This is a genomic window from Bacillus sp. SIMBA_005 (assembly GCF_046535585.1).
Classification (GTDB): Bacteria; Bacillota; Bacilli; order Bacillales; family Bacillaceae; genus Bacillus; species Bacillus pumilus.
This window is the reverse complement of record NZ_JAWRWI010001032.1, coordinates 1-242: the sequence shown is the minus strand read 5'-3', so window position 1 is coordinate 242 and position 242 is coordinate 1. Positions and strand designations below refer to the sequence as shown.

Here is a 242-nt window from a genome sequence, read left to right as displayed (position 1 = left end):
AACCCTGGCAGAAGGATCTCCGCGCGCACGTGGCGCGGTTGATCAGCCTGCGCGCCGAGAACCCCGCGCTGCGCCCGAGCAAGTACGCGCGGCTCGGCGAGCACATCCCGAACGCCTCCGTCATGGACTGGTTCGATCAGAACGGCGAGACGATGGAGAGCGCCCAGTGGGCGGACCCCCGGAACCGCACGCTCCAGTACGTCGCGGCCTCCACGCCCGACAAGGAGGCGGCCAACCGGATC

At 69.8% G+C, this 242-nt stretch carries 1 protein-coding gene; it reads left to right on the top strand.

Annotated elements, in window-relative coordinates; genetic code table 11:
• Window positions 1-242 (top strand): hypothetical protein (locus tag SB660_RS23250; RefSeq protein WP_410584916.1); only part of this gene is annotated, 242 nt, incomplete at both ends.